At 63.7% G+C, this 13413-nt stretch carries 11 protein-coding genes; 8 read left to right on the top strand and 3 right to left on the bottom strand.

The annotated features are described in order from the left end of the window. Nucleotides 1–39: 39 nt before the first annotated feature. Together ONR57_RS07575 and acnA are read right to left on the bottom strand one after the other, a co-directional pair. On the bottom strand, nucleotides 40–630 hold the full coding sequence (locus ONR57_RS07575; protein ID WP_265122533.1) for a TetR/AcrR family transcriptional regulator: 591 nt from the start codon (nucleotides 628–630) through the stop codon (nucleotides 40–42). A gap of 123 nt (nucleotides 631–753) precedes the next feature. Further along, entirely contained in the window at nucleotides 754–3558 is a 2805-nt protein-coding gene (gene acnA / locus ONR57_RS07570; protein WP_265122532.1) for an aconitate hydratase AcnA, read from the bottom strand. A 423-nt stretch (nucleotides 3559–3981) separates the two neighbouring features. Here acnA and ONR57_RS07565 point away from each other — a divergent pair, with 423 nt between their 5' ends. From ONR57_RS07565 to ONR57_RS07530, 8 genes are all read left to right on the top strand, one after another. Continuing rightward, nucleotides 3982–4623 (top strand): DUF6676 family protein, encoded by a 642-nt coding sequence (locus ONR57_RS07565; RefSeq protein ID WP_265122531.1) that lies wholly within the window; start codon nucleotides 3982–3984, stop codon nucleotides 4621–4623. 468 nt (nucleotides 4624–5091) lie between these two features. Beyond that, complete coding sequence (locus ONR57_RS07560) at nucleotides 5092–6651, top strand: NlpC/P60 family protein (RefSeq protein ID WP_265122530.1); 1560 nt, start codon at nucleotides 5092–5094, stop codon at nucleotides 6649–6651. Nucleotides 6652–6823: 172 nt separating this feature from the next. After that, nucleotides 6824–7828: a MoxR family ATPase gene (locus ONR57_RS07555; protein ID WP_265122746.1), complete on the top strand. Its 1005-nt coding sequence runs from the start codon at nucleotides 6824–6826 to the stop codon at nucleotides 7826–7828. Between the two features lie 6 nt (nucleotides 7829–7834). Next, nucleotides 7835–8860, top strand: a complete 1026-nt coding sequence (locus ONR57_RS07550) for a DUF58 domain-containing protein (protein ID WP_265122529.1) — start codon at nucleotides 7835–7837, stop codon at nucleotides 8858–8860. After that, entirely contained in the window at nucleotides 8860–9840 is a 981-nt protein-coding gene (locus tag ONR57_RS07545; RefSeq protein ID WP_265122528.1) for a VWA domain-containing protein, read from the top strand. The genes ONR57_RS07550 and ONR57_RS07545 overlap by 1 nt, the downstream gene beginning before the upstream one ends. A gap of 84 nt (nucleotides 9841–9924) precedes the next feature. Further along, nucleotides 9925–10656 (top strand): 3-oxoacyl-ACP reductase FabG1, encoded by a 732-nt coding sequence (fabG1, locus tag ONR57_RS07540; protein WP_265122525.1) that lies wholly within the window; start codon nucleotides 9925–9927, stop codon nucleotides 10654–10656. Nucleotides 10657–10706: 50 nt separating this feature from the next. Beyond that, nucleotides 10707–11498: an NADH-dependent enoyl-ACP reductase InhA gene (gene inhA, locus ONR57_RS07535; RefSeq protein WP_265122523.1), complete on the top strand. Its 792-nt coding sequence runs from the start codon at nucleotides 10707–10709 to the stop codon at nucleotides 11496–11498. 3 nt (nucleotides 11499–11501) lie between these two features. Beyond that, a complete protein-coding gene (locus ONR57_RS07530; RefSeq protein WP_265122521.1) occupies nucleotides 11502–12590 on the top strand; it encodes a ferrochelatase in 1089 nt (362 codons plus the stop codon). Here the strand turns inward: ONR57_RS07530 and ONR57_RS07525 are convergent. Next, on the bottom strand, nucleotides 12554–13360 hold the full coding sequence (locus ONR57_RS07525) for a hypothetical protein (protein WP_265122520.1): 807 nt from the start codon (nucleotides 13358–13360) through the stop codon (nucleotides 12554–12556). The genes ONR57_RS07530 and ONR57_RS07525 overlap by 37 nt on opposite strands. Nucleotides 13361–13413 lie beyond the last annotated feature (53 nt).

Genomic DNA, 13413 nt, shown 5'->3' with positions numbered 1-13413 from the left:
CCTTCGGCCCGAAAACAGCGACTAGGACATTCGCCGCTCTCAGTCAGTGTGGATGCCCCAGGATCTGCTGTCTCGCCGCACAGATGCCTCGACAAGATCGAGCACAGCGTCCAGATGATCCGTTGACTGCCCCGACGCGAGGTGCGAGACCAGGCCATCAAGGACGAGGTCCAGGTACCGGAGAAGCACTTCCGTTGGAATGTCTTCGCGGAGCCGTCCGGCGGAACGCTGCCGTTCAAGCCGCGCAGTCGCTGCGGCGGTGAGTTCCTCCGATCGCTGCGACCATTCGCTGCGGAAGTCTGGGTCCGTGCGCAGCCGCCGGGTAATTTCGAGGCGGGTGCCGAGCCAATCGAATTGGGCTGGGTCTTTCAGCAAGTTGCGCATGACCTGGACGAGGCCTTGCTCGGCGGCAGTATCCGCCATGCGGCGCGCGTCCTCGTGCGCAAGCGCGAGAAACAGCGCGTCTTTGTCACGGAAGTGGTGAAAGATTGCACCCCGCGAGAGTCCGGTTGCGTCTTCGAGCCGCCGCACTGTCGCGCCCTCGAAACCGTACTCGGCGAAACAGCGGCGCGCGCCGTCGAGTATCTGCCCGCGCCGCGCGACGAGGTGATCTTCACTGACCTTGGGCACTGGCACAAGCCCTTCACGTCATAGCCCACAGCGCCACGGGCCCGGGGACCGCAAGGTTGCGGTGTGGCCCGGGCCCGCAGCAGTGTGCTGGGCGAACTGTTGCCTGCAGCGGACCGCTTGCGGTCAGCCCTGGATCATGTTGCGGAGCACGTACTGCAGGATGCCGCCGTTGCGGTAGTAGTCCCGCTCGCCGGGGGTGTCGATACGGACCACGGCGTCGAATTCCACCTTGTCGCCGTTCTCCTTGGTTGCCGTCACCTTCAGGGTCGATGGCGTGACACCCTCATTGAGCTTCTCGATGCCCTCGATATCGAAGACCTCGGTGCCGTCGAGGCCAAGCGTCTTCGCACTCTCGCCTTCGGGGAACTGAAGCGGGATAACACCCATGCCGATGAGGTTGGAGCGGTGGATGCGCTCGAAGGACTCAGTGATCACGGCCTTCACCCCAAGCAGACGGGTGCCTTTGGCGGCCCAGTCACGTGACGAGCCTGACCCGTACTCCTTGCCGCCGATCACGACGAGCGGAATACCGGCTTCCTGGTAGTTCATCGACGCGTCGTAAATGAACGACTGCGGGCCACCCTCCTGGGTGAAGTCACGGGTGTAGCCACCGGAGACATCGTCGAGGAGCTGGTTGCGCAGGCGGATGTTCGCGAACGTGCCACGAATCATGACTTCGTGGTTTCCGCGCCGCGAGCCGAGAGAGTTGTAGTCCTTGCGATCCACACCGTGGGCGTCGAGGTACTGTGCCGCGGGAGTGCCGGGTTTGATCGGACCGGCGGGTGAGATGTGGTCCGTGGTCACCGAGTCTCCGAGCAGCGCAAGCACACGTGCGCCCTTGATGTCAGACACGGGTGCTGGATCCAGCGTCATGCCGTCGAAGTACGGCGCCTTGCGGACATACGTTGACTTCTCGTCCCACTCGAACGTCTTGCCCGACGGGGTGGGAAGGTTCCGCCAGCGCTCGTCGCCCTTGAAGACGTCGGCATAGGACTTCTTGAACATTTCCTGGCTGATCGCCGACTTGATCGTGTCGTCGATCTCCTGCGCCGACGGCCACAGATCGCGCAAGTAGACGTCGTTTCCGTCCGTGTCTTTGCCGAGGGAGTCGTTCTCGAAGTCGAAGTCCATCGTGCCCGCGAGTGCGTACGCAATGACCAGTGGCGGCGACGCCAGGTAGTTCATCTTGACGTCAGGGGAGATGCGGCCCTCGAAGTTGCGGTTACCCGAAAGAACTGCGGTGACGGTCAGGTCGTTGTCGTTGACAGCCTTGGAGATTTCCTCGGGCAGCGGGCCGGTGTTACCGATGCAGGTGGTGCAGCCGTAACCGCCGAGGTGGAAGCCCAGCTTCTCCAGGTATGGCCACAGGCCGGCCTTCTCGTAGTAGTCGGAAACCACCTGGGAGCCGGGCGCCATGTTGGTCTTGACCCACGGCTTGCTTGAGAGGCCCTTCTCCACCGCGTTGCGCGCGAGCAGGGCAGCGCCGAGCATCACGGAGGGGTTGGACGTGTTTGTGCACGACGTGATGCCCGCGACGACGACAGCACCGTGATCGAGAACGAATTCACCGCGCTCTTCGGACACGACCTTGACAGGTTTCGATGGGCGGCCATTCGAACCGTTCGCGGCGGACTGGACGTCGACTGCGCCATCATCAGCGAAGGACAGCGCGACGGGGTCCGATGCCGGGAAGGTTTCTTCGACAGCCTCGTCGAGCGTGCTGTGGGGGGTGGGGTGGTTCTCCTCCACGTACTCGTGGATGTCCTTGCGGAACGCGGTTTTCGACTCGGAAAGCAGGATGCGGTCCTGTGGTCGCTTGGGACCGGCGATCGACGGTACCACTGTGCTGAGATCGAGCTCGAGGTACTCGGAGTATTCCGGCTCACGTGCCGGGTCGTGCCACATGCCCTGTTCCTTGGCGTATGCCTCGACGAGTGCGAGCTGATCGTCATCACGGCCAGTCAGGCGCAGGTAGTTGATGGTCTCTTCATCGATCGGGAAGATCGCCGCGGTCGAGCCAAACTCGGGGCTCATGTTGCCGAGCGTCGCCCGGTTGGCGAGCGGAACCTCGGCGACACCCTGACCATAGAACTCCACGAACTTGCCGACGACACCGTGCTGGCGCAGCATGTCCGTCACCGTAAGGACGACGTCGGTGGCTGTTACACCAGGCTTGATCTCCCCTGTGAGCTTGAAGCCCACAACGCGCGGAATGAGCATCGAGACCGGCTGGCCAAGCATGGCGGCTTCGGCTTCGATACCGCCAACGCCCCAGCCGAGGACGCCGAGACCATTGACCATGGTGGTGTGGGAGTCGGTGCCTACACAGGTGTCGGGGTAGGCCTGGCCGTTTCGGACCATCACCGTGCGCGCCAAGTACTCGATATTGACCTGGTGGACGATGCCAGTGCCCGGTGGCACGACTTTGAAGTCGTCGAAGGCGCCCTGACCCCAGCGGAGGAACTGGTAGCGCTCACCGTTGCGCTGATATTCGAGTTCGACGTTGCGTTCGAAGGCATCGGCGCGACCGAAGACGTCAAGGATAACGGAGTGGTCGATCACCATTTCGGCAGGGGAGAGCGGATTGACCTTGTCGGGGTCGCCGCCGAGAGTCGTCACTGCCTCTCGCATGGTTGCGAGGTCGACAACACAGGGAACACCGGTGAAGTCCTGCATAATCACGCGAGCAGGCGTGAACTGGATCTCTACACTTGGCTTCGCGCTGGGATCCCAGCCAGCTATAGCGTTGATGTGTTCTTTGGTGATATTTGCGCCGTCTTCGGTGCGCAGCAAGTTCTCCGCGAGAACTTTCAGCGCATAAGGCAGCTTCTCGGTGCCAGGAACCGCGGAGAGGCGGAAGATCTCGTAGGACTTGTCCCCAACCTCCAGTGTTCCGCGCGCTCCAAAGGAATCAATGCTGGTGCTCACGTCAGCTCCACTCGTCGATAAGTCGTCCGCCAGCTGGGCTGTGCCGACGGGGTCGCGCGCCACCCGCGGCACCGTGTCGATGACTTATGGGCCGATGACGCATGGTCACGAGCATGCCAGAGCGCACCGACATATACCTTGGAGTGGCACCACGAATTCTAACAGTACGATCGTACTGTGAATGCACGGGGGCGCGACAAGGGTCACTGTGACGACACTCGCGGTCCGTGCTGCCAGTTTTATGGTGATTCAGTCGCGTAGGATCGGGGGCTGAAATCGCCACCCGGTCCGCAAAGTTACGGCTCGGTGCGAGGCGCGGGAAGAGTCGGATGTAGCGACGGTGCCGAAGTAGGCGATGTGGCTGGCGTGGCAGCGAATGTGATGCGGAGGCCGGCCTCGACTCGGCATCCGGATGGAGACGAAGTGAGATCTTTCAAGGCTGGTCCCGTTACCGAGATGCTCGCGAGTGGCGGGCCTTTCCGGGCGGAAGCACCACCCGCCGTGAATCTCAACGAAGTACTCGCGGGTCTCGCGGATGACAATGTGCATGCGCCAGAGGGTGACGTGGACGCATTTCGGGACATCGTCTCGCAGGCTGCGGACGAGGGCATTGACCTCAAGATCGTCGCCTTCCCCTACAACCCGTGGTACGGCGGGGGTCCTCGTGACCTCGCGAATGACATCGGCGCCGCAGACGGCGGAACCGTCCTTGTCCTCGGGCCGAATGTCATCGGCACCTACAGTGATTCCATTAGCCGGTTCGCGCTCGAAGGTGCGCAGATCGAAATTGCCCGCCGTGAGCACGCGGAAGCGGCCGCGATATTTCTCGAGCAGATCGCTGCCCCGGGCTTTCCCTGGACTGGTGTCACTTTTTCACTTCTGTTCATTGTCGCCGCGGTCATCGTCTTCACGCGGTGGTGGACCCGCCGCGGATATGACTTCGAGGCGGATGGCGCAGTGGGCCCTGCTCCTGAGTCAGTCAGTGACGGCCGTCGGTCGGGCTCCAGTTCGAGCGGGGCTCCGGAGGCGCCCGGTAGCGACACCACGACAAGTTCCCGAAACTAAGTAATTCGGCCTCGCGTGTTTGTTATCCACGCGTGATATGCCTGTGGCGCGCGGACTCGCCGCGCTCTGACGTGCGGATTCGCGTTTCGGGCATTGCGGGCATCCCTCGGTGAGATGCGCTTGCAGGCGCGAGCGTGCGTTTCCGCAATTCCGCATTAACGGCAGGTAAACCCTCCTGCAAATCGCGCATTTCCGTACAGATACGGGGCGAACTTTGCAAATTACTTCGCTGTAGTTTTGTGGAAATTGATGAAATCGTGATGTGTGTTGTCGTACGGTTCACATGGAGCGTAGGTGGGTGGTGTTGCCCACTGTGTTTTATGAGGCGGAAGGGCTGGGATTCCTCAGCCAGAGGAGGTTGCGTGCATTAGCTCAGCAACCGACTCGCTCAGCTGTCACGCGGCCGGGGTGCACCCGGCACGCAGCCGAGGCACGCCGGGCACTGGTAGCTGGCTCAAGGAGTGGAATGTGAACCGACGACGAGTCAGGGCGCCGCAACGGGCCGTCCGGATGATGGTCGGCCTGGGGCTGGCAGGGTTGCTGATGACGATGCAGTCGACCGCGGTACTCGCGGAACCTGTACGCCCCGATGACGGTGAAATCGCGGGCGCACAAGCAGCCGCGGACGGACAACTGCGCACAGTCGCCCACCTCATCGACGAACTTGCGCGCAAGGAAGCAAACCTAGCGAGCCTCGACTCCGAAATCGCGACTCTCCGGCAACAGGCCAATAAAGCCCTCGTCGACCTCGAAAACGCGCAGCACAATGCCGCGCGGGCGGAAGACGAAGCGCGCGGTGCTCGCACCCTGCTCGACGAGGCGAGCGCGGCGATTCGGGAAGCGCAAGAGCGGTACGACGCGTTCGTGCGCTACCAATACATGGAGGGCGGGCCTGCAGACTCGCTTGAGATATTCGCCGGGGCCGCCGATCCTTCAGAAGTCCTCGATCGTGCCCACTTGCGTCAAGTGGTCGGTTCCAGCCAGCGCAGTGCCCTGGAAGCTCTCGAACGCGCCCGAGCCCAGCTGGCGAACCAAGACTCACGAGCCAGGCTGGCAAGAGACGAGGCGCGCACCGCGGCCGGTCTCGCCCAGGGTGCTCGCGAAGCGGCGATAGCCGCGTTCGGCACTGCGCTAGAGCGGCAACAGGCTGCGGTAAATGATCGCGCTCGACTGGAACGCGAGCGCACGGCGGCCCAGGCGCTTCTGCAAAGTGCCCGCGATGCGGTGGCTGGCCTGCGCAATCAGCAGCGTGAGCACGACAGCCGCCCTGCAGCGCAACCGGCGCTGGAAGCGGCCACGGATGATCAAGCAGCTGATTCTGGCCTTGTCGGCGCGGAGCCAGAACAGGCGGCGGCGGCAGCCGCACCGCCCGCCCCTGCTGCCGCCCCGGCAGGGGTCCCTAGCACCGGCTCCCTGGACGCTGCGCGGCACGATGCGAATCTGCTCGCAAACCTCGACCTGGGCCGTGTCGTCGACACACTTCTCGCCTCCGGTTCCCTTGGCTCGCTCGACCGTGTGACGCCGACACCGCCCTCCATACCCACACCGCCCGGCAGTCAGGATCCGCCACCGTCAAACGGGGGCGGTGACCCAGTGCCCGGCACCCGGGCACAGAAGATCGAAGCGGTGGTCAGTCGTGCGTTGTCCCAAGTTGGCGTCCCTTATGCGTGGGGTGGCGGCAATGCACAGGGGCCGACGCTGGGCATCCGTGACGGCGGCGTCGCCGACCGGCACGGCGACTATCTCAAGATTGGTTTCGACTGCTCCGGGCTCATGGTGTATTCCTTTGCGGCCGCTGGCATTAGCCTGCCGCGATTCAGTGGCTACATCTACAACGCGGGCACAAAAGTACCGGTCGCGCAGATGGAGCGCGGCGACATGCTCTTCTGGGGCGCGGGTGGCAGCCAGCATGTTTCCCTGTATCTCGGTGATGGCCAGATGATCGAAGCACCGTTCTCTGGCGCCACTGTGCGGATCACTCCGGTCCGCTGGGGCGGGATTCAGCCGTTCGCCGTACGCATGATCTGAATACAGCCGCCGGCGCAGCACACCGGACGTCCGGGCATAGTCCGGCTGAACCTGGAATAGTGGATCTCGTACTGACTCACGCCAGCAGTGTGCTGGCCCTGGCAAGGTAACGGTGGTCTGCAGAGTGACGTTCGAGCGCACAGGAGAACAGAGCAGCGAGGCTCCCCCATCGCTGACGCTGGAGGACGATGCACGGCTCCTAGAGCGAACCGCACATGAAGTGAAACGGGTCATCGTCGGCCAGGATGCCCTCGTCGAGCGGCTACTGGCTGGGATGCTCGCCCGTGGGCACATTCTCCTTGAGGGGGTCCCCGGCGTGGCGAAGACCCTCGCGGTGTCAACGCTGGCGCAGGTGATCGGTGGCAGTTTCTCCCGGGTTCAGTTCACGCCGGACCTCGTGCCCACGGATCTCGTCGGCACGCGCATCTACCGGCAAGGGCGTGAACAGTTCGATACTGAACTCGGTCCAGTGGTTGCCAACTTCGTCCTTGCTGACGAGATCAACCGCGCGCCCGCGAAGGTGCAGTCCGCGCTGCTGGAAGTGATGGCTGAGCGGCACGTTTCGATCGGAGGCACAACGTATCCGGTGCCCGATCCGTTTCTTGTCCTCGCCACACAGAACCCGATCGAAAGTGAAGGCGTGTACCCGCTGCCCGAAGCGCAGCGTGATCGTTTCTTGTTCAAGGTCCTCGTCGACTATCCGACGATGGAGGAAGAGCGCGAGATTGTTTACCGGATGGGCGTGACGCCGCCCCAGGCACGCCAGATCCTCGGACCTGAGGACGTCACACGTCTGCAGCGGGTTGCTAGCAATGTGTTCGTCCATCACGCACTGATTGACTACGTCGTCCGTGTCATCACTGCGACGCGTGACCCGCGAGCTTTCGGCATGGACGAAGTGGCGGGCTGGCTGGCGTATGGAGCCTCACCGCGCGCGACCCTGGGCATCATCGCCGCTGGCCGTGCACTCGCGCTGATGCGCGGCCGGGATTATGTTGTGCCACAGGACGTCGTCGAAATCATCCCGGATGTGCTGCGGCACCGGCTCGTGCTCAGTTACGACGCAATGGCGGACGAGATCACCGCGGACTCGATTATCGAGCGTGTTTTGCGGACGGTCGGGCTTCCGCAAGTGACGGCACAGCCGGTCGGTGCCGCGCAACCTTCCTCCCGGTGACGGCTGATGTCGGCTGAAGCTGAACACGCGGATAGTGCCGGAGCGGCAACGGCCACGAACCCGCCCACACCTGGTGCCCGCAAGCATCCGGCTCCGCCGTCCTTCGCGAACGGCGAGTTGCGCGATCCGCAGCTTGCGGCTGCGCTGCGTACGCTCGAACTGACGGTGCGCCGCAAGCTCGATGGTGTTTTGCACGGCGATCACCTGGGCTTAATACCGGGCCCGGGCTCGGAACCGGGGGACGCCCGCCTTTATCAGCCCGGCGACGATGTGCGCCAGATGGATTGGTCAGTAACCGCGCGCACCACCCATCCGCATGTTCGGCAGACAATTGCCGACCGAGAACTCGAAACGTGGATCGTCCTGGATCTGTCCGCAAGCCTGGATTTCGGCACTGCCGACAGCGACAAGAGGGATCTCGCGGTTGCGGCGTGCGCCGCGATCACTTACCTCACCGGCGGAGGCGGAAACAGGATTGGTGCGATAGTCGCGACTGGCGCCAGCACCGTCCGTATTCCGGCGGGCTCGGGGATGCATCACCGTCAGACGCTGCTGCGAAAGATCGCCACGACGCCCCGTGCCGAGTCTGGCACACGGGGGAGTCTCGACGCGGCAATCGACGCGCTGCGACGGCCTCAGCGCCGCCGCGGGCTCGCGGTGATCGTCAGTGATTTCCTCGGGCCCATCGATTGGGAGCGTTCACTGCGCGCCGTGGCGGGACGTCATGATTTGCTGGCGATAGAAGTCCTCGACCCTCGCGATGTCGAACTGCCCGACGTCGGACTCGTGACGTTGCAGGATCCCGAGAGCGGTGCCACAAAGGAAGTGAAAACAACCAGAAGGCTGCGCAGTGACTTTGCCGCAGCCGCGGAGCAGCACCGGGCAGACGTGGCAACTGTGCTTCGGCGCTGCGGCTGCCCGTTATTGTCGCTGCGCACTGACCGCGATTGGATCGCCGATATTGTCCGCTTCGTCGTATCGCGGCGTTCGCGGCTCAGTACCTCAGCGGGCATTCGCAGTGGAGCTGTTTGATGAGTGTGACTGACTTCGCGAGTCCCTGGTGGCTGCTCTTCCTGCTCGTCGTCGTTGCGATGGCGGCCGGTTACGTCATCGCGCAGCGGCTGCGGCAGCGCAATGTCATGCGATTCACCAACCTCGCATTGCTGGAAAAGGTGGCGCCGCGCCGTCCCCGCGGGGAGCGCCACGTTCCCGCGGTGTTACTGCTGGTGGGTCTCGCGATGCTTACCGTGGCGCTGGCATCCCCCACGAAGGAGCAGCGGGAACCCCGCGATCGCGCCACAGTCATTCTCGCGATCGATGTGTCGCTATCAATGGAGGCGACCGACGTTCTTCCGTCCCGGCTCCTAGCGGCGCAGGAAGCAGCGAAGAACTTCGCCGATGGGCTGCCGCCTGGACTCAACCTGGGGCTCGTCAGCTACGCGGGCACCGCGTCGGTTCTCGTCCCTCCCACGACGGACCGAGCGCCTGTCAAATCCGCTATCGACCGGCTGCAACTCGCGGAGCGCACCGCGACAGGTGAAGCGATCTTCACGTCGCTGCAAGCCGTTGACGCGTTAGCCGCGATCGTTCCGGCGGGGGAGGAACCCCCGCCCGCCCACATCGTGGTTCTGTCGGACGGAAAGCAGACCGTCCCCAGGGAAATGGATGCACCACGGGGCGGTTTCACTGCGGCGCGGCTCGCTGCGGATCGCGGGATCCCGGTTTCGACGATTTCGTTCGGAACCATGATGGGCACCGTCACGATAGACGGACAGACGATTCCGGTGCCCGTGGACGAACCGTCGATGCAGGAGATCGCCGAAATCACCGGCGGAGACTTCTATTCGGCGGCGTCGCTCGATGAACTCGAAGCTGTGTACGCGACTCTTGAATCCCAGATCGGATACGAGGTGGTCCGGGGCGACGCGAGCCAGCCGTGGCTGATTCTGGGCACTCTCGTGATCGCCGGGGCTGTCGGCTCAGCACTCATTATCAGCCGCCGGATCCCGTAGCCGCGGGCAGGTAACGATCACAATTCGTGAAGAATTGCGATGCGGTGTCGAGGCCGCAACTGCTGACCAGATAAGTTGACAGCCATGCCTACCGACGAAGCTGCAGGATTCACCGCCCGTTCCGTCTTGGTCACCGGCGGCAACCGTGGCATTGGCCTGGCAATCGCTCGCCGGCTCGCCGCGGACGGCCACAAGGTCGCGGTCACGCACCGGGGCGCGAGCGTGCCTGACGGACTGTTCGGTGTGCGGTGCGACGTGACGGACTCCGCGTCCGTCGACGCAGCCTTCACCGAAATCGAGGCCCACCAGGGACCGGTTGAAGTCCTAGTCGCAAACGCTGGGATCACCGATGACACGCTGCTCATGCGGATGAGTGACGAACAGTTTGCACGAGTGATCGACGCCAACCTGACCGGCGCATTTCGTGTCGCAAAGCGTGCTACCCGCGCGATGCTTCGCGCCCGATTCGGGCGGTTCATCTTCCTTGGCTCGGTCGTTGGTCTGGCCGGCGGTCCCGGGCAAGTGAATTATGCGTCCTCGAAAGCTGGCCTGGTCGGCATGGCGCGGTCGCTCACCCGTGAGCTCGGCTCGCGCTCGATCACCGCGAATGTGGTCGCGCCTGGTTTTATCGAAACGGACATGACTGCCGAGCTTGCGGATGACCACAAGAAAATGATCGTCGGCGCGGTCCCAATGGGTCGGGCGGGGCAGCCGGACGAGGTCGCCGCCGCCGTGAGCTGGCTCGCGTCTGACGACTCACGATACGTTTCCGGTGCAGTGATCCCTGTCGATGGAGGCCTCGGGATGGGGCACTGACCCAGAATAGTAAGAACAATCGACGGCACCACCGACACGGAGGTACTTAAGTGAGCGGTTTGCTCGCAGGCAAGCGGCTTCTCATCACCGGCGTCATCACCGATGCGTCAATCGCCTTTCATGTGGCGAAAACGGCTCAGGAACAAGGCGCGCAGGTGGTTCTGACGGGTTTCGCGCGGATGCGGCTGATCGAGCGGATCGCCAAGCGGCTGCCCGAGGAAGCTCCGGTTATCGAACTGGATGTCCAGAACCAAGACCATCTCGATTCGCTTGCTGAACGCGTCGGGGAACATATGGACGGCATTGACGGGCTTGTCCATTCGATCGGTTTCGCACCGCCATCCTGTCTGGGACACCCGTTCCTCGACGCACCATGGGGCGACGTTGCGGTGGCGCTCGAAGTGTCGTCGTACTCCTACGCGTCGCTCGCGAGGGCCGCGCTTCCGCTGATGGGCCCGGGAGGATCAATCGTCGGAATGGATTTTGACCCGCGCTCGGCGATGCCGTTTTACAACTGGATGGGCGTGTCGAAAGCCGCGCTCGAGTCAGTGAATCGCTATGTGGCACGCGAGGTGGGGCCCCACGGCATCCGCTCGAACCTAGTCGCCGCCGGACCGATACGCACACTCGCAGCGAAAGCGATCGCGGGGACCGCCACGGGAGCGGGCGAGGAGCTGCAGAGAATCAACGAGGCGTGGGCCGACCGCGCACCGCTTGGGTGGGATGCTGATGATCCTTCACCGGTGGCGAAAACGGTGTGCGCGGTATTGTCAGATTGGCTGCCGATGACGACTGGCACAGTCATTTACGTCGACGGCGGAACCAGTACGCAGGCATTCTGAATCATGAGTATTGGTGATGTCGACGCGCTGCTGTTGCTGTCGTTTGGCGGTCCGGAGAAGCCAGCAGACGTGCGTCCCTTCCTCGAGAACGTGACGCGCGGCCGCAACGTGCCGCCTGACCGTCTGGACGAAGTGGAACAGCACTACCTGCACTTCGGTGGGGTGTCGCCGATCAATGCCCTAAATCGGGAAATCATCGCCGCGATCGAGGCTGAATTGACGCGCGCGAATTGTGATCTCCCTGTGTACTTCGGCAACCGGAATTGGCATCCGCTCGTGGAAGATACGGTTGAGGAGATGGCCGCGGCGGGTGTGCGCCGGGCACTCGTCTTTCCGACATCCGCCTGGGGCGGCTATTCGGGGTGCCGTCAATACCACGAGGACATCGCCCGCGCGCGCGCGTCCGCTGAAGAAAACTCCGGTGCAGCGGCCTCGCCTGCCCCTGAGTTGGTGAAGCTGCGTCATTACTACGATCATCCGCTGCTCGTGGGCGCGTTCGCGGACGCGATTACCCGGGCCCGTGAGGAACTCGAACCCCACCTGCGAACGGCTGCGCGCCTCGTTTTCACCGCACATTCGGTGCCTGTATCGGCCGACGAAACCGCGGGCCTCGCCAGTGAGGGTGGCCATCTGTACAGCCGTCAGGTCCGCGAGGCGGCCGCGCTGTGTGCGGCGGCCGCAGGCTACGGCGATTATGACGTGGTATGGCAATCGCGATCCGGCCCACCGCACATTCCCTGGCTCGAACCAGATATTTGCGACCATCTCGAAGTGCTTGCCGGCGCGGGGGCGGACGCCGTCATCGTGTGCCCTGTCGGTTTCGTGTCCGATCACCTAGAAGTGGTGTGGGACCTCGATACCGAAGCGAAGGACAAAGCTGCCGAGTTGGGACTGGGTTTCGCGCGTGCTGCGACACCCGGACCCGACCCGCGGTTTGCGCAACTGGCCGTCGAACTTGTGCGGGAGGCGCTGGGTGAGATAGGGCCTCGCCGGCTTGGACAGGAACCGTCCCGCGGGTCAGGCGTGAACGGGTCTCCGTGCGTGCCAGGCTGTTGTCAGGTGCGGCGCCGGGTTTCCGCGACACAAGCCTGAACCGCAGCTAGTCGCGCCTCACGAACGGCGGTGCGCAGCGGACGCAGCAGCGCCTCGCGGTTGTCGCTCTGCGCGGCAGTAATCGCGCCGACGGGTCCGTAACGGTCGGCGACGGTCAAGATAGCGTCGATCTCGTTCGCGGCATCGAGCACCCGCGCCGCGCGCCCTGGAATGCTGGCCGGATAGCGGAACGCTGAGAGGTCCGCAAGCGTTTCGACGATCATCGGGCGAACATCCGCCCCGGTTGTGACATCGATGAACTCGAGGCGAGCGAGCGCGGATGCAGCTTCACGGGTAGCTTCACGCAGCGTGAATTCCGCTTCCCCAAGAGGTGGATACGTCGGCTCGGTTCCGGCGTGCGCGAGGCCGTACACCGACCACCGCAGTGCCTCGGCACCCTCAGGCGCGGGCACAAGACCGAGCGCCTCACTGGTGCCGGACAAGATGACGCCCTGGCCGGCACCTGCCGCGGCCGCGGCAAAGGGCGTGCCAGGCGGTACGCCGCGCACATCGCCGGGCACCGGGAGAACGAGCCGGAAATCTGCTGATGTCGCGGTGCCTGACCGCACGAGGCGAAGCAGATGTGCCGCAGTGCCATCGGACTCGGCGAACCAATGAGGATCGACCGCACCCGTACTCACCCGGTCGCCTGCGACGACGATGTGCAGGGGCGCCCATTGGAGAAGGGCGTCGATCACATCGTCCGGCGCAGCGCGTCCGGCCAGCCAGGAACTGGCCCAGACAGCGAGAGTGGCGCATGGAGTCGACATGACAGACCAGCATAATTCGGCGTGGCTGCTACCTCTACTTGAGGCCAGCTCAT

Origin of the sequence: Hoyosella sp. YIM 151337, from assembly GCF_026041215.1 — a bacterium.
Classification (GTDB): Bacteria; Actinomycetota; Actinomycetes; order Mycobacteriales; family Mycobacteriaceae; genus Hoyosella.
The sequence above is the reverse complement of the archived record's forward strand: the minus strand, read 5'-3'. Positions and strand labels throughout refer to the sequence as shown.

Bases quoted from the DNA above. Each gene is read 5' to 3' on its own strand.
- fabG1 (WP_265122525.1), top strand. From the start codon at position 9,925: ATGCCTACCGACGAAGCTGCAGGATTCACCGCCCGTTCCGTCTTGGTC.
- ONR57_RS07530 (WP_265122521.1), top strand. From the start codon at position 11,502: ATGAGTATTGGTGATGTCGACGCGCTGCTGTTGCTGTCGTTTGGCGGT.
- ONR57_RS07545 (WP_265122528.1), top strand. From the start codon at position 8,860: ATGAGTGTGACTGACTTCGCGAGTCCCTGGTGGCTGCTCTTCCTGCTC.
- ONR57_RS07525 (WP_265122520.1), bottom strand. From the start codon at position 13,360: ATGTCGACTCCATGCGCCACTCTCGCTGTCTGGGCCAGTTCCTGGCTG.
- ONR57_RS07550 (WP_265122529.1), top strand. From the start codon at position 7,835: ATGTCGGCTGAAGCTGAACACGCGGATAGTGCCGGAGCGGCAACGGCC.